Raw genomic sequence first — 20,487 nt, forward strand, 5'->3', positions numbered from 1 at the left:
ACCTGCGATGCGGGTGACCCGGGTCCAGCTGCGCGACTTCCGGCGTTTCCACGAGACCGCGCTTGAGCCGGGTCCCGGCCTGAACCTGCTGTTGGGATCAAACGGCGCGGGCAAGACCAGCGTCCTGGAGGCCCTGCACCTGATGGCCTATGGGCGCAGCTTCCGTGGCCGTGTCCGTGATGGACTGGTCCGGGACGGCGCGGATGCGCTTGAGGTCTTCGTGCAATGGGAGCAGGCGGACGGGGTAGGGGTGACCGGCCTGCGTCGTGCGGGCCTCCGGCACGCTGGAGACAGCTGGACTGGCCGGCTGGACGGGCAGGATGTCGCCCAGCTGGGCGAGCTCTGCGCCGCGTTGGCCGTGGTGACGTTCGAGCCCGGGAGCCATGCACTGATTTCAGGAGCCGCGGACAACCGGCGCCGTTTCATGGACTGGGGCCTGTTCCACGTGGAACAGGAGTTCCTCGGGCCATGGCGCCGCTACGCCCGGGCGCTGCGGCAGCGCAACGCGCTGCTCAAGTCCGGCGGCGGCAATGCCCAGCTGGACGCCTGGGACCATGAGCTGTCCGAGGCGGGGGAAGCGCTGACCGCGCACCGCGAGGCCTACCTGGCCCAGCTCGAACCGCAGGTTCTGGATACGGCGCGCCAGCTGTCGGATTCGCTGCAGTTGCAGGGGCTCGAGTTCCAGCCGGGATGGCGGCGGAGCGAGCTTTCCCTGGCCGATGCGCTGCTGCTGGGGCGCGAGCGTGACCGGGCCCTCGGTTACACCGGAGTGGGCCCGCACCGCGCCGACTGGCGCCTGGGCTTCGTCGGGCTGCCGGGCAGGGACGCCCTGTCGCGCGGCCAGACCAAGCTGGCGGCGATGGCCATGCTGATGGCCCAGGCCCGGGATTTCGCCCGCCGGCGCGGCCACTGGCCGGTGATGGCGCTGGACGACCTGCCATCGGAGCTGGATCGCGGGCACCAGCAGCGCGTGCTGGCCTTCCTGGCGGGACAGCCGGGGGTGCAGATCCTGGTCACCGCGACCGAAACGCCTCCGGCCGTTGAGTCCATCCAGGGGCTGGCCATGTCCGTGTTCCACGTGGAACAGGGCTCCATCGCCCCGTTGGACGGCGTTCCGGGGCCCGGGGGCGGGGCCTGATATAATCGGCTGTCACCCACAGCCACCTCCGGTCGCCCCCCTGAAAGGGCGTGCGGCCCGGCTTCCGATTGCGGCGAAGGCATGAGCGAACAGACCCCAAGCACCACCCCCGGTACCTACGACTCCAGCAAGATCACCGTGCTGCGGGGCCTGGAGGCCGTGCGCAAGCGCCCGGGCATGTACATCGGCGACGTCCACGACGGCACCGGCCTGCACCACATGGTGTTCGAGGTGGTCGACAACTCGATCGACGAGGCGCTGGCGGGCCATGCCAACGACATCGTGGTCCGGATCCTGGAGGACGGCTCGGTCGCCGTGTCCGACAACGGGCGCGGCATCCCGGTCGACATCCACAAGGAAGAGGGGCGTTCGGCGGCCGAGGTGATCCTCACCGTGCTGCACGCCGGCGGCAAGTTCGACGACAACAGCTACAAGGTTTCCGGCGGCCTGCACGGCGTCGGCGTGTCGGTGGTCAACGCCCTGTCCGAGCACCTGTGGCTGGATATCTGGCGCGACGGCTTCCACTGGCAGCAGGAGTACTCGCTGGGCGAGCCGCTGTACCCGCTCAAGCAGCTCGAGCCGTCCGACAAGCGCGGCACCACCCTGCGCTTCAAGCCGGCCAAGGAGATCTTCACCGACGTCGAGTTCCACTACGAGATCCTGGCGCGTCGCCTGCGCGAGCTCTCGTTCCTGAACTCCGGGGTCAAGATCACCCTGGTCGACGAGCGCGGCGAGGGCCGCCAGGATACGTTCCAGTACGAGGGCGGCATCCGCAGCTTCGTCGAGCACCTGGCCCAGCTGAAGACCCCGCTGCACCCGAACGTGATCGCGGTCAGCGGCGAGTACAACGGCATCGTGGTGGAGGTCGCCCTGCAGTGGACCGACGCCTACCAGGAAACGATGTTCTGCTTCACCAACAACATCCCGCAGAAGGACGGTGGTACCCACCTGGCCGGTTTCCGCGCGGCGCTGACCCGCACGCTCACCAACTACATCGAGCAGAACGGGCTGGCCAAGCAGGCCAAGGTCAGCTTCTCCGGCGACGACATGCGCGAGGGCATGATCGCGGTGCTGTCGGTGAAGGTCCCGGATCCGAGCTTCTCCAGCCAGACCAAGGAGAAGCTGGTGAGCTCGGAGGTCAAGCCGGCGGTGGAGAACACCTTCGGCGCCCGCCTGGAGGAATTCCTGCAAGAACACCCGCAGGAAGCGAAGGCCATCGTCGAGAAGGTCGTCGACGCCGCCCGCGCCCGCGAGGCCGCGCGCAAGGCGCGCGAACTGACCCGCCGCAAGGGCGCGCTGGACATCGCCGGCCTGCCGGGCAAGCTGGCCGACTGCCAAGAGAAGGATCCCGCGCTTTCTGAATTGTTCATCGTCGAGGGCGACTCGGCGGGTGGCTCGGCCAAGCAGGGCCGCAACCGCAAGAACCAGGCCGTGCTGCCGCTGCGCGGCAAGATCCTCAACGTGGAACGCGCGCGGTTCGACCGCATGCTGTCCTCGGCCGAGGTCGGCACCCTGATCACCGCGCTGGGCACCGGCATCGGCAAGGACGAGTACAACCCGGACAAGCTGCGCTACCACCGCATCATCATCATGACCGACGCGGACGTGGACGGCTCCCACATCCGCACCCTGCTGCTGACGTTCTTCTACCGGCAGATGCCGGAGCTGCTGGAGCGCGGCCACGTCTACATCGGCCTGCCGCCGCTGTACAAGATCAAGCAGGGCAAGCAGGAGCTTTACCTGAAGGACGACGCGGCGCTGGACGCCTACCTGGCCAGCAGCGCGGTCGACAACGCCGCCCTGGTGCCCGCCGACGGCGAGCCGCCGATCACCGGCGAGGCGCTGGAGAAGCTGCTGCTGGCGTATTCGGCCGCGCGCGACACCATCGAGCGCAGCGCGCACCGCTTCGACCCGATGCTGCTGGAGGCGCTGATCGACTTCGCCCCGCTGGATACCGAGCACCTTGCCCGCAATCCGGAAGGCGCGGCCGAGCTCAAGGCGCTGGAAGCGCGCCTCAACCGCGGCAAGCTCGGCACCCCGCGCTTCAGCCTCGAGCTGCTGCCGGCGCTGGAAGACCGTCCGGCCGCGCTGCGCCTGGTCCGCCGGCACATGGGCGAGGAAGTGCAGCAGGTGCTGCCGCTGTCGGTGTTCGAGAGCGGCGAGCTGCGTCCTCTGCACGATGCGGCGGTGCTGCTGCACGGGCTGGTGCGCGAGGGCGCCCAGGTCGTCCGCGGCAACCGTTCGCAGCCGGTGGCGAACTTCGCCGAGGCCCAGGCCTGGCTGATGGAAGAGGCCAAGAAGGGCCGCCAGATCCAGCGCTTCAAGGGCCTGGGCGAAATGAACCCCGAGCAGCTGTGGGAGACCACGGTCAACCCGGACACCCGTCGCCTGCTGCGCGTGCGCATCGAGGACGCGGTGGCCGCCGACCAGATCTTCAGCACGCTGATGGGCGACGTGGTCGAGCCGCGCCGCGAGTTCATCGAAAACAACGCATTGAAGGTCGCCAACCTCGATGTCTGATCCGGTCGCGGCGCCGTCCGTGCCGCCGGCCGCGGGCAGTCCGCGGCCGGCAAGGTTGCCGCGCGTGCTGGGCGGGTTCGTGCTGGACCTGTCGGTTTCCGTGGTGGTCCTGCTGGCCGGCACCGCCGCGGTCATGCTCGGCTGGGGCATGTGGCGGGCGCTGGCCGTCACCCGCGAACTGGGGGCCACCGACGCGGCCACGCTTGGCCGCGCGGTCGGCGAGCCGGGGGCCCTGGCGCAGATGCTCGCGGCCATCGTCGGCATGTCCGCCGCCGCCGCCCTGCTGTACTTCTGGCGACGCCCGGCCACCGCGGCCGATCGCCGCCTTTCGTTCGAGGCGGCATGCCGCCGTGGTACCTGGTCCCTGGCCGCTTTCGCGGGCGTCCTGGTCTTCGCCGGCAGCTCGCTGGCCAGCTGGCTGCTGACGCTCGCCGGTGCTGATGCGGTGCCCTCGAACCTGGCCCTGGTCGACGAGGCCGCGCGGCGCTGGCCGGTATTCCTGGTCCTGTTCGCCGTGGTGCTGGCACCGTGCTACGAGGAGCTGCTGTTCCGCCGCGTCCTGTTCGGCCGCTTCCTCGATGCCGGCCGCCCCTGGCTGGGCATCGTGCTCAGCAGCGCCGCCTTCGCCCTGATGCACGAGGTCCCCGGGCTCAGCGCCAATCCGCCGCTGGCGGTGGCGATGCTGCTGGTGGTCTACGCGGGCATGGGCGCGGTGTTCGCCTGGCTGTACTGGCGCACCGGCACGCTGTGGGCCTCGATCGGCGCGCACGCGATCAACAACGGCATCGTGCTGCTGGTGCACGGCCTGGCCTGAGACGCCCGGCTTGACGAAAAGTTAAGCCCTGCACGAAGAAACTTTCCGTGGAACCAACCAAGGGCGGGATCATGAAACAGTGGATGCTTGCGGCCGCAGTGGCGGCGGCCCTGGTGGCGTGTGCGAGCACGACTTCGCCAACCGGCCGCAAACAGTACATGGCCTACTCGGACGCCGAGCTCAACCAGGTCGGCGCGCAGGCCTTCAACGAGATGAAGGCCAAGCAGCAGACCCTCAGCGGCGGCCAGCAGTCGGCCTACGTGCAGTGCGTGGTCCAGGCGCTGGTCGCGCAGCTGCCGCCGGACTGGCGCTCGCTGCCTTGGGAGACGGCGGTCTTCGTCGATGATTCGCCGAACGCCTTCGCGCTGCCGGGGGGCAAGGTCGGCGTGCACACGGGAATGTTCAAGGTCGCGAAGAACCAGGACCAGCTGGCCGCGGTGATTGGCCACGAGATCGGCCACGTCTACGCCCGCCATACCAACGAGCGCGTATCCCGCCAGGCGGCGACGACCGGCGTGCTGGGCGTCCTCGGTGCGGTCGCCGGCGCGCGCTACGGGCAGGGCGCGTCGCAGATGGTTACCCAGGGCGGCAGCACGCTCGCCAACCTGGGCCTGCTCCTGCCGTTCTCACGCACGCAGGAGACCGAGTCCGACGAGATCGGCCAGCAGCTCATGGCGCAGGCCGGCTTCGACCCGGCCCAGGCGGTCAACCTGTGGGAAAACATGATTGCCGAATCCGGCAGCCGCCAGCCCGAATGGATGTCCACCCATCCGGATCCGCAGAACCGCATCGCCACCCTGCGCCAGCGGGCGCCTGCCCTGCAGGGCACCTACCAGGCGGCGCGGAACGCGGGGCGTACACCACGTTGCAGCCCATAACATCTTCCTAACGTTCGGTTCCGGTGCTTTCCGTATTGAGGCTGGTTCTGTTAGGTTTGCCGACCCGATCCGCCACCGACCACCGGTGGCATGAAAGAGGTGATCCATGAAATTCCGCAGCAAGCACGCCGTCCTGTCGATCTTCGTCGCCGCCGCCCTTGGTGGCGTGGTGGCGGTGGACGATGCGTCCGCCCAGTCCCGCGGGGGCAAGAAGTCGCAGAAGGCCGAGCAGCTGTTTCCGCAGGCGAGCCGCCAGGAGCCGGGGCTGAAGCCGTCGACCAGGCTGGGCAAGAAACTCCAGAAGCTGATCGACGTCTACAACAAGGACGACAACGCGCAGACCCGCGTCCTTGCCGACGAGATCCTGGCCTCCGCGGATGGCAACGCCTACGACAAGTCGCTGTCCGCGCAGCTCGCGGCCCAGGCTTCCTACAACCTGGATGACAACGCTGCCGCCAAGGCGTACCTGCAGCAGGCGCTGGAGAACAACGGCCTGGAGAACAACAACCACTACCAGGCCATGCTGATGCTGGCCCAGCTGCAGCTGGCCGACGACGAGATCGAGCCGGGCCTGGCCACCCTCGACCGCTACCTGTCCGAGACCGGCTCGACCAAGCCGGAGGACCTGGTCCTGAAGGGCCAGGCCCTGTACCAGGCCGATCGCTTCCAGGAGGCGATCCCGGTGCTGAAGCAGGCGGTCGAGGCCACCCCGGAGCCCAAGGACACCTGGATCCAGCTGCTGATGGCGTGCTACGCCGAGGCCAACCAGCACGCCGAGGCGATCGCGCTGGCCGAGCGCCTGGCCGCCAAGAACCCCGCGGACAAGAAGGCCCAGACCAACCTGGCCACCGTCTACGCCCAGGCCGACCAGATGGACAAGGCCGCCGCGGTGCTGGAGAAGCTGCGCGCCGCCGGCCAGCTGACCGAAGAGCGTGAATATCGCCAGCTTTACATCACCTATGCCAACATGGATGGCCGCGAGAAGGACGTGATCGCGGTGATCAACGAGGGCATGCAGAAGGGCCTGCTGAAGTCGGACTACCAGACCCACCTGGCCCTGGCCCAGTCCTACTACTACAGCGACCAGATCCCGCAGGCCATCGAGCAGTGGCAGAAGGCGGCTCCGATGTCCAAGGACGGCGAGACCTACCTGAACCTGGCCCGCGTGCTGTGGCAGGAAGGCCGGATGCCCGAAGCCAAGCAGGCGGCCCAGCAGGCGCTGGCCAAGGGCATCAGGAAGCCCGAGGACGCCCGCAAGATCATCAACATGAAATAACCCCCTTCCGGGACGCGCCGCGCCCTAGGCACAGGGCTGCGGTATTGGTATATGCTTGGCGGTTCATGCGGTTTTCACCGTGCATCACGGAACCGCCAGGTTCCAGCCTCACAATCGAGCCATTGGCGCAATGACTGAACAACTGGTCGTCCACAGGAACTACGAAGAAACCGAGGACAGCGGGCTAAGCTGGCCGCGCATCATCGGCATCGCGTTCGTCATCGCGCTTCATCTGGCGGCGCTGATGTTGCTGCTGATTCCCGCCGTCGCGCCGAAAGCCGAAAAGGAAAAGGAGCGCGCGATCCTGGTGACGCTGGTGGATGCTCCGCCGCCGCCGGAGGCTCCGCCGATCGACGTCCCGGAACCGCGTCCGACCGACGTGTTCCAGGAGCCGTCGCCGCCGGCCCCGCCGGCGCCGGTCGCGGACATCGCGGCGAGCGTGGACATCTCGTCCAAGAACATGAATCCGCCGCGTTACCCGCCCGCCGCCGCGCGTGCCGGTATCGAGGGCGAGGTCATCCTGGTCATCGACGTCGACGCCAATGGCAACGTAACGAATGTCACGGTCGAGAAGTCCAGTCGTAACCGCGACCTCGACCGTGCCGCGATCGAAGCGGCTCGCAAGTGGCGCTTCAATCCCGCAACCGTGGGCGGCCAGAAGTCGGCCGGTCGCGTCCGGGTCCCGGTGAACTTCACCTTGGGTTGATGTCCGAACCCCGCGGCGGTCCGCCGCCGCGGTAGCCGGGCCTACGTTTCCGCCTTCCTTCTACCTCACCACCAATCCAAACAAAGGTAAGCGTCATGCTGCAGGAACTCTTCATCGCCGCCGCCGCCGGGGGCAACGCCGCCGGTCTGAACCAGATGGGCTTCGACCATCTGCTCCACGAAATGACCACCAAGCCGGGTGAGTTCGCGGTCTCCTGGATCGTGCTCATGACCCTGGTCCTGATGTCGGCCGCGTCCTGGTACTGGACCATCTTCAACGCCATCAAGAACATGCGCCTGAAGTCGGCGGCCGACCGCGTGGTCAACGCCTTCTGGGAAGCCCCGAACGCCCAGGAAGCCATCCGCGTGATGGAAGAGCAGCCGCGCAGCGAGCCGTTCTCGAAGATCGCCCTGGATGCCGCCCAGGCGGCTGCCCACCACCAGCGTTCCGAGGCCGGCGGCCTGGGCGAGACCCTGACCCGCTCCGAGTTCGTCGACCGCGCCCTGCGCCAGGCCGTGACCCGCGAGAGCGCCAAGCTGCAGTCGGGCATGGTGCTGCTGGCCACCGTCGGTGCGACCGCTCCGTTCGTCGGTCTGCTGGGTACCGTGTGGGGCATCTACGGCGCCCTGATCAAGATCGGTGCGACCGGTTCGGCCTCGATCGACGCCGTCGCCGGCCCGGTGGGCGAGGCGCTGATCATGACCGCGATCGGCCTGTTCGTCGCGATCCCGGCCGTGTTCGCCTTCAACTTCTTCAGCAAGATCAACAGCGCCACGATCGCCAAGTTCGACGCGTTCGCTCACGACCTGCACGACTTCTTCGCCACCGGCTCGCGCGTGCGCTGAGCCGGTACCGAAGCGTCGTTCCTGCACTAGACGGAGAGCCCCATGGCCTTCAGTTCCGACAACAGCAGCGGTCCGATGAACGACATCAACGTCACGCCCCTCGTGGACGTGATGCTGGTGCTGCTCATCATCTTCATCATCACCGCGCCGCTCATGGCGCATAAGGTGAAGGTCGAGCTGCCCGAGGCCAACCTGGTCCGCTCGCACGACGAAGAGAACGAACGCCTGATGCCGATCACCATCGCGGTGACGGAGGACGGTTCGCTCTTTTGGAACGACGAGCCGATCACCCGCGAGGTGATGGAGTCGAGGCTGTCCAGCGTTGCCCAGCAGACCCCGCAGCCGCCGCTGAACCTGCGCGCGGACCGCACCACCCGTACCGGCATCATCCAGGATGTCATCAAGGTGGCCCAGGGTCAGGGCATGCTCGACATCGGTTTTGTCGCCACCAAAGAGAAGGGGCAGTAACCCATGGCTTTCAGTACGGGTGGCAACAAGGGCCCAATGGCGGAGATCAACGTCACGCCTCTGATCGACGTGATGCTGGTCCTGCTGATCATCTTCATCGTGACCGCTCCGATCATGACCTATCCGATCGAAGTGGCCCTGCCGCAGCGGGTGATCAACCCGCCGCCGGTCACGCGTGAACCGCCGCCGCCGATCGACCTGCGCATCGACGCCTCCAACCAGGTCTACTGGAACAATGGCCCGGTTGCCCTGGCCAACCTCCAGCAGATGATGGAGACCGAGGTGCAGCGTGATCCGACCAACCAGCCGGAGCTGCGCATCGATGCCAGCGGCGACTCGCAGTACGAAGTACTGACGCGTGTGCTGGCCGCGGCGAAGAACGCGGACATGAAGAAGATCAACTTCGTGCAGTAAAACGGTGCCTGGCGGCCCTGCCTCCTGCAGCGGCCGGGTCGCCTGGATACTGGAAGAACGCCGCCCTCCGGGGCGGCGTTTTTCGTTTCGGGATGGCCGTGCACCGGACCTGGCCGGATCCGGCCCGGGGCAGCGTGTCGATCGGAGCGCGCGTAGCCGTCTGGCCGGGCTGGTACGTGCAGCGGCCGCGCAAGGGTGATCGTCCGCCGGACGCCATTGGACCCGGCCCGGTCCGCGACCGCTGCTGGTGGGTTGCGCTACCTGTCCGTTCCTTCCCCCGTCGCTTCCCGGATCGCATCGATGAAGGTGCGCAGCCGCGGTACGGTGGCTGCCGCGACGGGAGCCGGCCTCCCGGGCTCCGCGCCTCAGACCGGTCGATGTGGAAGCGGCACCGTACGCTGCTGCGAGGGTTCGGCCACGTGGAACATCGGCTGCCGGACTCCATGCCGCCCGCACCGGACCCGGTTGCCCTGCGCGTCCGATGCGGGCGGCTGGATCCGTGCCAGGCGGAACCGGAACAGGCTGCCAACCACCACCGGATGGAAGGCGGTGCCAGGCCGGTCGCCCTCAGCCGTGGCGGGCGAGGATCTCCAGATAGGCCCTGACCGTCGCGTCCAGGCCTGCGTAAAGGGCTTCGCCGATCAAGGCATGGCCGATCGAGACCTCCTCGACACCCGGAACGCCGGCGAGGAACGGGCCGAGGTTGGCCTGGGACAGGTCGTGGCCGGCATTGACCCCCAGTCCGGCCGCCTGCGCACGCCTGGCGGTATCCGCGCAGGCGGCGATGGCGGCACCGGCATCGCCTGAGGCATGGGCGTCGGCATAGGGACCGGTGTAGATCTCGATGCGCTGGGCCCCGCATTCGGCGACGCGCTCGACCCTGGGATTGCCGGCATCCACGAACAGGCTGACGCGGGCGCCCAGGGCCGTGAAGCCGGCCACCTGGTCAACCAGGGCAGCCAGGTCGCCGGCCAGGTCGAAGCCGTGGTCGGAGGTCAGCTGGCCGTCGCTGTCCGGTACCAGGGTGACCTGGGCCGGGCGCACCTGCTCGCACAGCGCCAGCAGGCCCGGATACCCGGCGCGCGGCGGCGCGAAGGGGTTGCCCTCGATGTTCAGTTCCACGCCGTGCGCGGCCACTGCTTCGGCCAGGGGCGGCAGGTCCTCGGCCACGATATGGCGCCGGTCCGGGCGCGGATGCACGGTGATGCCGTGCGCGCCGGCCGCCAGGCAGGCGCGGGCGGCCGCCAGCACGTCCGGTTCGCGGCCGCCGCGCGAGTTGCGCAGCACCGCGACCTTGTTGACGTTGACGCTCAGCCGGGTCATCGCGCCTGCGGCTCTTCGCCCGCGGCAGCCTGGGCCGCCGCTTCGCGCCGGCGCTGCTCGGCCAGCTGGCGCAGGCGGTGCAGCTCGACCGGGTCGACCATGGCCACTTCCTCGCGGCTGACCTCGCCGATCCGGTTGCGATACCAGCCCACCACCCAGGCCAGCAGGAAGCCGACGGTCGCCAGCAGCCAGAGCATGAGCATGCCACCGCTACGGGTGGTGATGGCGAGCATCAGGGCACCGATGGCCAGCAGCAGGTACAGCCAGTGCATAGCGATTCTCCGCAGGTGACGGCGCCTCCCGTGCGCCCCGGCGTAGGCCATGATGCCGCCTCCCGCGCCGGCCGGCCATGCCGCGCATCCGCCAGCGGGCCCGCCCGTCGCCTACAGCACCGGCGACAGCAGGCGCGCGAAGGCTTCCGGCAGGCGGTGCCGCCACAGGCCCATCGGACGGTCCAGGCGCACCCTCGCGGACTGTTCCATCTCGCCTTCCAGCAGGGTGGCGAGTCCGGCGCACACCTCGCGGTCGCGCAGCATCATCGAGGCCTCGAAGTTGAGCCGGAAGCTGCGATGGTCGAAATTGGCGCTGCCGACCATGCACAGGTCGTCGTCCGCCACCAGGGCCTTGGTATGGAGCATGCGCGGGCCGTACTCGTACACCCGGACGCCGGCCTTGAGCAGTTCGTCGAAGTATGAACGCGCCGCCAGGGTGACCAGCAGCGAGTCGGTGCGCCGCGGCACCAGCAGGCGCACGTCCAGCCCGCCCAGTGCGGCCGAGGTCAGGGCCATGCGTGCTGCCTCGCCGGGCACGAAATACGGGGTCGCCAGCCAGACGCGCCGGCGCGCCTCGTGGATCGCGGCCACCTGCAGGCGGTGGATCGCCTCCCAGGACGAATCCGGGCCGGATACCAGCAGCTGCGCGAAGATCCGCCCGCGCGCGGACTCGGGCCAGTAGGCGGCGTCGCCGAACCGCGTCGGCTCGCAGCAGTCGGCGTAGATCCAGTCCTCGACGAAGGCCAGCTGCATGCTGCGCACCACTTCGCCCTCCACTCGCATGTGCAGGTCGCGGAAGGGGCGTCCGGCGATGGTCTCGTCGTGGTCGTCGGTGATGTTGATCCCGCCGATGAAGCCCAGCGCACCGTCGATCACCACGATCTTGCGGTGGTTGCGCATGTTCAGCCACGGCCGGGTGAATGGCCGGAACTTCGTCGGGTGGAACCAGCAGAACTGGCCACCGGCCTCGACCAATGGCCTGAGATGGCGGTCGCGCAGCGGACCGGAGCCGACGGCATCCAGCAGCAGGCGCACCTCGACGCCGGCGCGCGCGCGCTCGACCAGCGCCTCGAGCAGGCGTCCGCCGGTCTGGTCGGGACGGCAGATGTAGTACTCGAGGTGGATGTGGTGGCGCGCCCTGGAGATGGCTTCCAGCAGCGCGGAGTAGGTCGCATGGCCATCGACCAGCCAGTCCACCCGGGTGGCGGTGGACGGCGGCAATCCCGTGGTGGACTGGGCCACGCGTGCAAGCTCCACCGCGCTGTCGTCGGCCGGGCAGATCGCCGAATAGTGGCCCATGCCCGAGCGGGTGCGCCCGCGTCGCAAACGCTGCCGGGTGATGCGCTGCGGCCCGAGCAGGAAATAGATGAGGAAGCCGATGTAGGGCAGCAGGGCCAGGGACAGCACCCAGCTGAGGGTGGCGACCGGCTCGCGCTTCTGCAGCACGACCCAGGCCACCAGCCAGGGGATGTACAGCAGCCAGGCCACGACCAGGTAGAGGCCGATGTGGGGGATCGAGCTGAGCGCCTGCCAGGCGCTATCGAGGAGGTCTGACATGCGCGGATTCTAGGCGGGCCTGGTGCGGCGCGGGATGAGGATGCCGTCGCAGGGGCTGAGACGGCGCCATGGCAGGCTTGGACCATGCACGGACCTGCGATCAAGGGACGCGGCGCGCGCGGCTACCTGCCGGGCCGGTTCGAGACCACCACCACCGAGGCGGTGGACGACGGCTGGGCGCCCCCGGAGGCCGACACCGAGTCCGGCCCGGACCCGCTGCGCCCGCGCACCCAGGTCCACGAGGAGACCGCGCGCAGCATCATCACCCGCAACAACTCGCCCGACGTCGGCTTCTCCCAGTCGGTCAATCCCTACCGCGGCTGCGAGCACGGTATGTCACTGCCCTGACAACGTCCTCACACCTGCTAGGTGAATCAATGACATACAAGCCGGCGGTGAACAATTATCGGACTGAGATGAACTACGACGTCGAGGTGCGCAGAAGTGCTCGGGGACGCCTAAGTGCCATGGCGGCGATCGTGTCGCCGGTTCACTTGCCGTCCGGCTTCTGCTTTCTGGTATCCCGCGCCAGTGGTCGGCCCGCACAGCCGGCCTTTGACTTCTTGACCAGTGCCTATCTGGCCGGGGCTCAAGTCAGAGAACTGATCTGCGCCGAGAACACCATCAAGGCGGTGGTCGACGATCTTTCGGACTTCCACCACTTCCTGGATGCCCATAGCCTTTGGGTCCACGACGTGGGCGAGGAGGCGTTGGAGCAGTACCTGCGCAGCATGACTACCCTCAAGTCACCTGTGACCGGGCGACCCTACGAGCGGTCAACGGTCTTGAGGAGACGATCATCGGTCACGAGGTTTCTGCAGTTCTGCCAAGAAAGGGGTCTTCTCCGGCATCGGTTCAAAATCGAGAGCAGCCCCACGCCTAGCGGCATCGCACAGCGCTTCGCTCCGAATCTCCCTGGGCCTCGGGCAGATCCTATCGACAAGCTGGTCCGTGCTATCGAACCCCCCCTGCTTCGGCCCCTACTCGACGAGCTGGGGCCAGCGCTGGTCAACTCGGTCGATGAGGATCTAGTCATCTCGCCGCAACCATCTGTCAGCAGACTCATGGCCGAGGTCTGTCTGAACACCGGTCTCCGACGTGCCGAGGCGTGCTCACTCCGAGTCGAGCAAGTAGTCAACGTCCATTTGGAGGGGCGCGACCCTTTCACCTCCATTGCGATCTCAGTGCGAGGAAAGGGAAGAAAGCTCAGGCAGGTTCCATTCCCTGTCTGGCTGCTCACCGCCCTTCGCTTCTACGCACAGAACGTGCGAGCTCACATCGTCTCAACGGCCATCAAGCAGAACCGTCGGCTTGCTGATCATGGCTATCTGTTCGTGATCGAAAAGGGCTGCCGCGGCGTGAAAGGTCGACCAATCACTCCAAAATACTTCAACAAGATCTTTGCAAGTGCACGCGAGCGGATGCTGGCCCGACTGATGCGTGACGATCCCGAACTCCACAGGCTTGCGAAATCCATCCGAATCACCATCCACGCGCTACGTCATACATTCGCACTACTTACCTACATACAACGCAGAAACTTCGGTGACGCGTCTCCGGGCAAGTACGTGCAAGCTGTCCTTGGCCATTCATACCAAGAAACGACAGAGCGGATCTACCTGAGGAGCTCACACGTGTTCGAGTCCGAACTTTCAGAAGCGATGGAGCAACTCTTGTGACAACGAAAGGCTGAAGTTCCACGACAAGGCGACCAGACATGCCGCGAAAGGGCTCGGGAAAATCAAGGTTCTCAGACGATGCGAGGATGAACGGCGGGGAGGCGACTTCGCCCTGGACGCTTCTTGAGAACAATGGAAGGCTGGAGATTCACTTCCGCACTGCAAACGATCACGTCCCTCACTGCCTGGGCCTGACGAATTGGACAAAGATCGGAGGAATCGCTCCGCTACTCGCCAATGCCTTCGCCTCACTACACGCTACGTCATCCAAGCAGACGCGTCGAACCGCTTCGAGATCGATTAGCGACTCCTTTGTGCCGTGGCTTGTCGACCAAAAACTGTCCTTCAGTGACAGGCTGGAGCTCCCGCGTGATCTTCTTACGCGCTACTTGTCATTTTTGAAAGAACGCACTAATGAGGACGGGACCCCGTACGCCAACTCCACCAGGATGCATTACTGGAGGTACGTTGCAACTCTAATAGTAAAAGTGGCGTCCGGTCAGCCGACCGTCGAGATCGATGTCCCGTCGCGGCCATTCGCAGGAATGAACATGGCCCCGACAAGGACCAAGAGGCCAGACCGTGATGCCATAGCATCCACGCTTCTCTTCGCGGCAAATGCAGCAATCCAAACCATGGATGCGGTGGACTCGTTCTTGCCTGGGCTGCACAGCGCGATCGAACGACTCGACTCTGGCCTAAGCCCCAACTGGGAAAGTCTGGAAGACCTGGTCGCTCATCTAGTTGACGAGTACGACGGGGTGCTCCCTCCGCGGAAAGAGCTAGTCAAGCTGCCTATCTGGTCCTCCATCGAAGCACATGGGTACACAAGAATTCGGCGACTGATCAACCCTGTCGCTAATGATCTGATGCCATTCTTCCTGCTGATGGCGGCGCACAGTGGATGGAACCAGCAGCCGCTCGCACATCTCCGGCTATCCAACTGTGTCCTGAGGTCCCTCCTGGGCACGGAGAGGCTGACCATTTCGGCGGAGAAGCTCCGTGCAGGCTCCATCGTGAGGCGCTCCTTCGCGCTCACGGGTACCCGGCTGTCGCCTCACGCGATCATTGAATTCATAACGCGATGGACATCAGTCCTCAGGGCTAATGCGCCCGATCCGGTGAGGGATGATCTTTGGCTTCACTACGTCGCAGCCGCAGGCAGGAACTCGTATAAGAGAATGCACGTCGACTCACTTGCGTTGAGGCTGAGATCTGCCGTTCTCAATCCGACAGCCTACGTTCTCCGATACTGTGAGGAAAACGGGCTGAAATTCACGGGACTTCAGGAGATGCGCCTCGCGTTCGCTGAGCGTGCAAGTGAAGTTACAGGCGGGGACATGTTGGCCCTTCGGGTCCTACTCGGCCATAAGGACGTGTCGACCACTAACACTCACTACAGAACAGCGGAAATGCAGCGCCGAGATGCGGAGGCCCTGGCGGGAGTTCAAGCCGCCAGAGAGCGCTGGATCACGAGTGATGGCAAGGTGGACCATAGACGTGCAAACTCCGAGCGAGCGGCGGCGACCCCTGGGTTCACGTGCCTGGATCCATTCGATAGCCCTCTCTTCGGCCAGCGCAAGGGCCGGATGTGCGACGCCTACGGACGCTGCCCTACATGCCCGTTGGCAGCTTCCGATCCGGACATTGGCTATGCACTCGCACGCTTCCACCAGCTAAAGGCGGCATTCGAGGCGGCGCGTACCACGTTGGGAGCCGCGGCGTGGAAGATTAAGTTTGCGAAGGAATCGGAAGAGCTGTCGCATAGGTGGATCCCGCGAGCCTCCTCTGCCGAAGCGTTGGAGCGCGCGCGCCAGCTATTGCTTCCGCCACTGCCCGAGATTGAATGACATGGCCATCAAGAAGCAGATACAGCCCGTTCTAGAAGGGCTGCTTTGGGTTGTGGACCAGCCAACTCCGGGCCAGAAGTGGACCTCCGTCGAGCTTGATTGGAATGTCACCCTCAGCAAGGATGAGCGGCTGGGCGACGTGAGGCATCGCAGACTGCTAGAGGAGCTGCAGGCGTTCCTGCGCCTCGCGCTCACAAAGCCGACTTCAGCGGTTCGCGTCAAGCCAGGATCGCTCTACTCGACGTTCAGCGGACTGGTAGAGCTAGCCCGTTTCATGAGGAATCGAAACCTTACTTCGATAAGCCAGGTTACCTCGCAGGAAAGTTGGGAGTTCGTCGAGTTCTTCCGATCTCAATACAAGGCAGGGAGCGCAGACGTAGGGCGGCCCCGTGGCGTGACTTTCGCATCAGCGTTGAAGGTGTTGCATTGCTTGACGCAGATCCACGCTATTCGAATTCCTCTCCGCGACGCAGGTTTTGCGACACTTCCCGAAGCTCCCTATAGCGGGATGAGTACCTTTGCAGTAGTGACGAACTACTTGAAGTTCGAGAGGCCAAAACCACACAAGCCGATCCCGGACCACATCGCTGTCCCCACCTTGAGTCGCGCTGCTTCGTGGGTTCTTGAAGGTGGAGCTGATGTCGTCGAGATACAGCGCCTCGTGCTCGAGCTAATGCGGGATAGCGGTCTCAACAAGAGAGCTGCGCGTAGCCGGATCACCAAGATGATCACGGCCTACACGTTCAAGAAGGACGTGCGCACCGGGCACCCGTGGATGGAGCAGATTCGTGCGCGTAATCGACTGACTCCTGACGGAGGAAGGTGGCGTCTGACGCCTTTCCAGAGCACGCGGCGTCTCATTCTCGACATGGTTGCCGCTTGTATTACGCTGATACAAGGCGCCACTGGAATGCGCGCGCATGAGCTGATCGGTCTAAGAGCTGTGCGACGAGAAGACGGGTCATTGCAATGCGTCGAGAGTGAGCTATCAGCCGACGGCCTGATGGAGGTTTTCTACCTCCGCGGAATTACTGCAAAGCGCCAAGCGGAGACACATCGGTGGACGGCTGGTCTACGTCCAACTGGCGTAGATGAGTTGCCATTACCGGTGGTGGCCGTGAACGTTCTGGCGGATCTACTAGATCCGTGGCGAACGCTCGCCGGTGACGATCACCTGCTCCTGACCTTCAGGACCCGGAAGTCATTTCCCGGACGCCGTAACGCCGTGGGGCGGTTCGTTAGCGACACGCTGACCCGAGTTCAACGCGAGTTTGCGCTCGATGCGTTGCTAGAAGCCGGCTATGGGGAAGAAGAAGCAGTTGCGATGTCCATGGAGATTCGTGGGCAGCGCTGGAGGACGACGTTCGCGCATGCTGTGTTTAGGACGAGTCCGGCGCTCATTTCCGCGCTTCGAGATCACTTTAGACATATAAGCGAGCTCGTGACTGATCAAGGCTACATAGGAAGCGATGCTTCATTGCTTGATGATCTCGAAAGCGAGCGGATCCAGTCGACCGCAAGGACCTTTCTCCAGATGGCGACGGGAAAGCGACTAGGTGCCGGCACTGTGCAGCGACTCATCACGCGCCACAAAGAACAACTGATGGCTGAGATATCCGAGATGCCTGGTGACGGCGATCTTGCTCGAGCCATTGCCTACGTCATGGTCAACGACGTTCGAATCTGGACGGGACGGTATGCAAGCTGTCTGATTAATCTCTTGCCGAATGCCTCACGTTGCAACAAATACGCTTCGTTGTCCCCTGGATTTGCTACGCCAGACTACGCGAACAGATCTCCAAGCGTATGCGCGAGTTGCAACTGCTGCATCATCCTTCCCGAGCACCGAGAGTTCTGGACTGATCGTCTGGCCACGAACCTGCGGATTGTTGAGGCCGAGGAAGAAGATGGCCTACACAGGACATCGCGGTCGATCGCAGCGAAGCGCGTGGCCCAGAGTCGCGCGATCCTCAGAGCTATCGACTCGCTCCACGAGCCTACGGGCGACGTGCCTTCTGGCGCTTCTTCCTGAAGTCGACTACGTTTGGCGAACCGCCATTGTCGCTGCCGCCAAGCCGCTGATTCTCCAATAGCAACTCAGCGATGTAGGTATCCTTCATTTCGAGCTGCTCTTGCAGATCGCGGATCTCTGCTCGGAGTGCTGCTAAGAGCTTGCTAGTGGGAGTGCCTCGAGTCTCGGCGGATGCAGCCTCAAGAACTTCTCGTCGTAGATGAGGATAGGGGCATCCATCGTGCCCGATCAGCGTCCTGCTTACCGAAGCTTCCAACGCGACGGTGGATACATTGATCAGCTTTCGGCCCGCTTCGGCACGCGCCTTGAGGGCAGGGTGGATTGGCTGACGAGCGCGTAGCCGCCCGATTGCACCGCGAACTTTTCGTTCTATATCGACATCGCATCTCATGGCTGCCCCAATTTGACTAGGTGCATGGGGCGATTATCGCAGCCTTGCTAGGCGACAAGAAGTGGGAGCCAATCTCGCCGCCCCGTCCTCATTGGGTGCCTGAGTTCTGCGGGTCGGGAGGCTCGCCGAGTCTTTTGCAGATAAGTCGACGCGCGTGTTCGGCGCCGCCTCCGCCCGAATCGACGTGCTGTTCCCTGGCCGTCTGGGGCGCATATGTCTCCAAGAACATCGCAGCGTGGAAACGGTACTTTAGGGCCTCGCTTGGGAGCGCCACGCCACACTGTGCCGCCACTAACTTAGCGTAGTTCAGTTGAGCTTCGGTGGGCTCTTTGAGGTCCCAGTCCAGGCAATCCTTGAGCAATGACTCAACTTGGTGTTCCAGGCGCCGGACGAAAGTGTCCCGTACTCGCCGATCTTTGATCCGCTCGTACTGAATCGACAGGGCTTCTTCCAAACGCAGAGAGACATGCAACTCGAGTGTCATCTCAACAGCGGGGTTAACGAGGTACAAAGGCATGCGTTACCTTCATCCGCGAGTAGGCCCAAGCAGAGGCCCACCCCGATGCTACATGAATTTCATGTAATCGGTAGTCGTGCCATAGCTTCCCCGGTCGCCCTTCATCAGTGCGACCATGTCAGGCAAGACCATCTATTCCGTCGCGTACCGGCAACTGGTTCAGCAGCTACGTGTCAAGCGCGAGGAAGCGGGCCTCACCCAGACAGCGTTAGCCGCGGCCTTGGGATGGCCACAGCAGCGCCTGTCCGCGGTTGAGGCGGGCGCGCGCAGACTCGACGTTGTCGAGTTTCTGGAGCTGACGACACAGCTGGGCATGTCGCCAAGCAAGGCCGTGCAGATGGTGGCCAACCTGGTTGAGCCCCAGAAGTCCTGAGCATTCGCCAGGCGCTAGAGGCGGTCGATAGAGGCAGCCGGGGGGCGAACCTGATTTGGAGCATGCCGTTAGACACCCCGATGGCGCGGCCGCCTAGACAGCGCGGCAGCGACTTCTCGCCTGATCCGCGACTCGTGCCGGGCGGCCCAAATCTCGCAGCCGTGCCGTCCGCATTCCATACTCCGGCAGTCCCGCATCACAAGTGGGGCTTCGATGGGCCAATGGCACCAGAGGCGGGCCATCCAGGTCCCATTGACTCGTTCCTCGACGTAAGCCACCAGTACGCCCTGCAAGAACAAGCCGTTGGAAAACTTGGCGTGCTCCCAGCGGGGAGCCCGTTTTAAGCCGTCGGGAAGCATGGGCTGGCATTCTCCCCAATGCGGTCTCACGGTTTGTGACGGGCCGGGTGTACGCTCAGCCTCATGTGCTACTCCGCCCAGATCTACGCTGAGTTCAAGCGGTTCCAGCGAGAGTTCGGAGCCGTGATGGACTTGGAGACCTACGTGGCCACCTTCTGGCCCGGGGAGAAAAAGTGGCCCCGCGCGAAGGCGCCGAGGGCGATGCTCCGAGAGCTGGAGGAGATGGGACCGCCGGAGCTGCGGGAGGCGCTAGTTGCCCAGGACAAAGCCGACATTGCGGCGCTCGAGGCCGAGCTGTTTGACCTTCGCCGGCGCGTTGCGGATGCCCAGCGGTCGCTGCAGGTGAAGGAGACGAAGAAAGCCCTTGAGGACGTGCGCATTGGCACGAGCAAGGGTAAGGCGGCGCGACGACGGCTGGACATCCTGAAAGGCTTGTCCAGCGACGACGACCGGATCTTCCCAGGGATGTACGCGCCAGTGATGGTCTGGGAGGACGGTCAACGCGTGGTGAAGCCTATGCGCTACCAGTGCCGACCCGCGGACAAGCCGCCCTTGTACGACCGGAAGTTCCCCGGCACCTATAACGCCAGGCGAGACAACTTGGAAGGCTTCTGGCGCGACCTGTTTGGTGTCTCCCACGGGGTCATGGTGGCTAACCGCTTCTACGAGAATGTTGAGGGACCGGACGGGAGGAACCGGGTTCTTGAGTTCAGCCCGCGAGACGGGGGGCCGATGCTGGTGGCCTGCCTGTGGGCACGTTGGGTTGACGCGAAGGGGGAAGAACCTGAGCTGCTCAGCTTCGCGGCCATCACCGACGAACCCGAGCCAGAGGTAGCCGCCGTGGGCCATGACCGCACGATCATCAATCTCAAGCCCGAGCACCTGGACGGGTGGCTGGACCCGGATCCCGGCAACCTGGCGGCGCTGTATGCCATTTTGGACGACAAGCGGCATCCCTACTATGAGCATCGGGAGGTGGCATGAAGACCAGGAGGCGATCGATATCCTGGTACGGCTGGAATCTAGATTGTGCGAATTGGACGTGGCGTGCTGGATGGGAGAGCTCTTGGAGGCT

General features: G+C 64.9%; 18 protein-coding genes and 1 pseudogene. 15 read left to right on the forward strand and 4 right to left on the reverse strand.

Annotated features, from left to right (window positions below; all coding sequences use genetic code 11):
• The first annotated feature begins 7 nt into the window (after positions 1 to 7).
• The 9 genes from recF (at position 8) to CSC68_RS05175 (ending at position 9,059) form a co-directional block, all read left to right on the forward strand.
• Positions 8 to 1,138: a DNA replication/repair protein RecF gene (gene recF, locus CSC68_RS05135; RefSeq protein ID WP_162202462.1), complete on the forward strand. Its 1,131-nt coding sequence runs from the start codon at positions 8 to 10 to the stop codon at positions 1,136 to 1,138.
• Between the two features lie 81 nt (positions 1,139 to 1,219).
• Positions 1,220 to 3,658, forward strand: a complete 2,439-nt coding sequence (gene gyrB / locus CSC68_RS05140) for a DNA topoisomerase (ATP-hydrolyzing) subunit B (RefSeq protein ID WP_162202463.1) — start codon at positions 1,220 to 1,222, stop codon at positions 3,656 to 3,658.
• Positions 3,651 to 4,472 (forward strand): CPBP family intramembrane glutamic endopeptidase, encoded by an 822-nt coding sequence (locus CSC68_RS05145; RefSeq protein WP_162202464.1) that lies wholly within the window; start codon positions 3,651 to 3,653, stop codon positions 4,470 to 4,472. Before gyrB ends, CSC68_RS05145 begins: the two co-directional genes overlap by 8 nt.
• 71 nt (positions 4,473 to 4,543) lie before the next feature.
• The gene (locus CSC68_RS05150) at positions 4,544 to 5,350 is read left to right on the forward strand and encodes a M48 family metallopeptidase (RefSeq protein WP_162202525.1); all 807 of its coding nucleotides are present in this window, start codon (positions 4,544 to 4,546) and stop codon (positions 5,348 to 5,350) included.
• 106 nt (positions 5,351 to 5,456) lie between these two features.
• A complete protein-coding gene (locus tag CSC68_RS05155) occupies positions 5,457 to 6,626 on the forward strand; it encodes a heme biosynthesis protein HemY (RefSeq protein WP_162202465.1) in 1,170 nt (389 codons plus the stop codon).
• Positions 6,627 to 6,756: 130 nt separating this feature from the next.
• Complete coding sequence (locus CSC68_RS05160; protein ID WP_162202466.1) at positions 6,757 to 7,332, forward strand: energy transducer TonB; 576 nt, start codon at positions 6,757 to 6,759, stop codon at positions 7,330 to 7,332.
• Positions 7,333 to 7,427: 95 nt separating this feature from the next.
• On the forward strand, positions 7,428 to 8,177 hold the full coding sequence (gene exbB, locus CSC68_RS05165) for a TonB-system energizer ExbB (protein ID WP_162202467.1): 750 nt from the start codon (positions 7,428 to 7,430) through the stop codon (positions 8,175 to 8,177).
• Between the two features lie 42 nt (positions 8,178 to 8,219).
• Positions 8,220 to 8,645, forward strand: a complete 426-nt coding sequence (locus CSC68_RS05170; protein ID WP_162202468.1) for an ExbD/TolR family protein — start codon at positions 8,220 to 8,222, stop codon at positions 8,643 to 8,645.
• Between the two features lie 3 nt (positions 8,646 to 8,648).
• A complete protein-coding gene (locus CSC68_RS05175) occupies positions 8,649 to 9,059 on the forward strand; it encodes an ExbD/TolR family protein (protein ID WP_162202469.1) in 411 nt (136 codons plus the stop codon).
• 567 nt (positions 9,060 to 9,626) lie between these two features.
• On the opposite strand, the gene CSC68_RS05180 is transcribed toward CSC68_RS05175, so the two are convergent.
• From CSC68_RS05180 to cls, 3 genes are all read right to left on the reverse strand, one after another.
• A complete protein-coding gene (locus tag CSC68_RS05180; RefSeq protein WP_162202470.1) occupies positions 9,627 to 10,382 on the reverse strand; it encodes a pyridoxine 5'-phosphate synthase in 756 nt (251 codons plus the stop codon).
• Positions 10,379 to 10,654 (reverse strand): hypothetical protein, encoded by a 276-nt coding sequence (locus CSC68_RS05185; protein WP_162202471.1) that lies wholly within the window; start codon positions 10,652 to 10,654, stop codon positions 10,379 to 10,381. Before CSC68_RS05185 ends, CSC68_RS05180 begins: the two co-directional genes overlap by 4 nt.
• A gap of 111 nt (positions 10,655 to 10,765) precedes the next feature.
• Entirely contained in the window at positions 10,766 to 12,211 is a 1,446-nt protein-coding gene (gene cls / locus CSC68_RS05190) for a cardiolipin synthase (RefSeq protein WP_162202472.1), read from the reverse strand.
• Between the two features lie 84 nt (positions 12,212 to 12,295).
• Here cls and CSC68_RS05195 point away from each other — a divergent pair.
• From CSC68_RS05195 to CSC68_RS05210, 4 genes and pseudogenes are all read left to right on the forward strand, one after another.
• Positions 12,296 to 12,550, forward strand: a pseudogene (locus CSC68_RS05195) (PA0069 family radical SAM protein); the annotation flags it as partial.
• 77 nt (positions 12,551 to 12,627) lie between these two features.
• A complete protein-coding gene (locus CSC68_RS05200; protein WP_162202474.1) occupies positions 12,628 to 13,890 on the forward strand; it encodes a tyrosine-type recombinase/integrase in 1,263 nt (420 codons plus the stop codon).
• A 38-nt stretch (positions 13,891 to 13,928) separates the two neighbouring features.
• The gene (locus CSC68_RS05205; protein ID WP_162202475.1) at positions 13,929 to 15,740 is read left to right on the forward strand and encodes a hypothetical protein; all 1,812 of its coding nucleotides are present in this window, start codon (positions 13,929 to 13,931) and stop codon (positions 15,738 to 15,740) included.
• 1 nt (position 15,741) lies between these two features.
• Entirely contained in the window at positions 15,742 to 17,772 is a 2,031-nt protein-coding gene (locus CSC68_RS05210) for an integrase (protein WP_162202476.1), read from the forward strand.
• A 479-nt stretch (positions 17,773 to 18,251) separates the two neighbouring features.
• Here CSC68_RS05210 and CSC68_RS05215 read toward each other — a convergent pair whose 3' ends face one another.
• Positions 18,252 to 18,680 (reverse strand): hypothetical protein, encoded by a 429-nt coding sequence (locus CSC68_RS05215; protein WP_162202477.1) that lies wholly within the window; start codon positions 18,678 to 18,680, stop codon positions 18,252 to 18,254.
• Positions 18,681 to 18,795: 115 nt separating this feature from the next.
• Between CSC68_RS05215 and CSC68_RS05220 the strand changes: the two genes are divergently transcribed.
• Both CSC68_RS05220 and CSC68_RS05225 read left to right on the forward strand, forming a co-directional pair.
• Complete coding sequence (locus tag CSC68_RS05220) at positions 18,796 to 19,053, forward strand: helix-turn-helix domain-containing protein (protein ID WP_162202478.1); 258 nt, start codon at positions 18,796 to 18,798, stop codon at positions 19,051 to 19,053.
• A 422-nt stretch (positions 19,054 to 19,475) separates the two neighbouring features.
• Positions 19,476 to 20,396: an SOS response-associated peptidase family protein gene (locus tag CSC68_RS05225; protein WP_162202479.1), complete on the forward strand. Its 921-nt coding sequence runs from the start codon at positions 19,476 to 19,478 to the stop codon at positions 20,394 to 20,396.
• The last annotated feature ends 91 nt before the right edge of the window (positions 20,397 to 20,487 follow it).

The sequence above is a fragment of the Pseudoxanthomonas suwonensis genome, assembly GCF_010093235.1.
GTDB classification, from domain to species: domain Bacteria; phylum Pseudomonadota; class Gammaproteobacteria; order Xanthomonadales; family Xanthomonadaceae; genus Pseudoxanthomonas; species Pseudoxanthomonas suwonensis.

Excerpts from the sequence above, each read along its gene's own strand:
- recF (WP_162202462.1), top strand. The coding sequence starts at position 8 with ATGCGGGTGACCCGGGTCCAGCTGCGCGACTTCCGGCGTTTCCACGAG.
- gyrB (WP_162202463.1), top strand. The coding sequence starts at position 1,220 with ATGAGCGAACAGACCCCAAGCACCACCCCCGGTACCTACGACTCCAGC.
- CSC68_RS05145 (WP_162202464.1), top strand. The coding sequence starts at position 3,651 with ATGTCTGATCCGGTCGCGGCGCCGTCCGTGCCGCCGGCCGCGGGCAGT.
- CSC68_RS05150 (WP_162202525.1), top strand. The coding sequence starts at position 4,544 with ATGAAACAGTGGATGCTTGCGGCCGCAGTGGCGGCGGCCCTGGTGGCG.
- CSC68_RS05155 (WP_162202465.1), top strand. The coding sequence starts at position 5,457 with ATGAAATTCCGCAGCAAGCACGCCGTCCTGTCGATCTTCGTCGCCGCC.
- CSC68_RS05160 (WP_162202466.1), top strand. The coding sequence starts at position 6,757 with ATGACTGAACAACTGGTCGTCCACAGGAACTACGAAGAAACCGAGGAC.
- exbB (WP_162202467.1), top strand. The coding sequence starts at position 7,428 with ATGCTGCAGGAACTCTTCATCGCCGCCGCCGCCGGGGGCAACGCCGCC.
- CSC68_RS05170 (WP_162202468.1), top strand. The coding sequence starts at position 8,220 with ATGGCCTTCAGTTCCGACAACAGCAGCGGTCCGATGAACGACATCAAC.
- CSC68_RS05175 (WP_162202469.1), top strand. The coding sequence starts at position 8,649 with ATGGCTTTCAGTACGGGTGGCAACAAGGGCCCAATGGCGGAGATCAAC.
- CSC68_RS05180 (WP_162202470.1), bottom strand. The coding sequence starts at position 10,382 with ATGACCCGGCTGAGCGTCAACGTCAACAAGGTCGCGGTGCTGCGCAAC.
- CSC68_RS05185 (WP_162202471.1), bottom strand. The coding sequence starts at position 10,654 with ATGCACTGGCTGTACCTGCTGCTGGCCATCGGTGCCCTGATGCTCGCC.
- cls (WP_162202472.1), bottom strand. The coding sequence starts at position 12,211 with ATGTCAGACCTCCTCGATAGCGCCTGGCAGGCGCTCAGCTCGATCCCC.
- CSC68_RS05200 (WP_162202474.1), top strand. The coding sequence starts at position 12,628 with ATGAACTACGACGTCGAGGTGCGCAGAAGTGCTCGGGGACGCCTAAGT.
- CSC68_RS05205 (WP_162202475.1), top strand. The coding sequence starts at position 13,929 with ATGCCGCGAAAGGGCTCGGGAAAATCAAGGTTCTCAGACGATGCGAGG.
- CSC68_RS05210 (WP_162202476.1), top strand. The coding sequence starts at position 15,742 with ATGGCCATCAAGAAGCAGATACAGCCCGTTCTAGAAGGGCTGCTTTGG.
- CSC68_RS05215 (WP_162202477.1), bottom strand. The coding sequence starts at position 18,680 with ATGCCTTTGTACCTCGTTAACCCCGCTGTTGAGATGACACTCGAGTTG.
- CSC68_RS05220 (WP_162202478.1), top strand. The coding sequence starts at position 18,796 with ATGTCAGGCAAGACCATCTATTCCGTCGCGTACCGGCAACTGGTTCAG.
- CSC68_RS05225 (WP_162202479.1), top strand. The coding sequence starts at position 19,476 with ATGTGCTACTCCGCCCAGATCTACGCTGAGTTCAAGCGGTTCCAGCGA.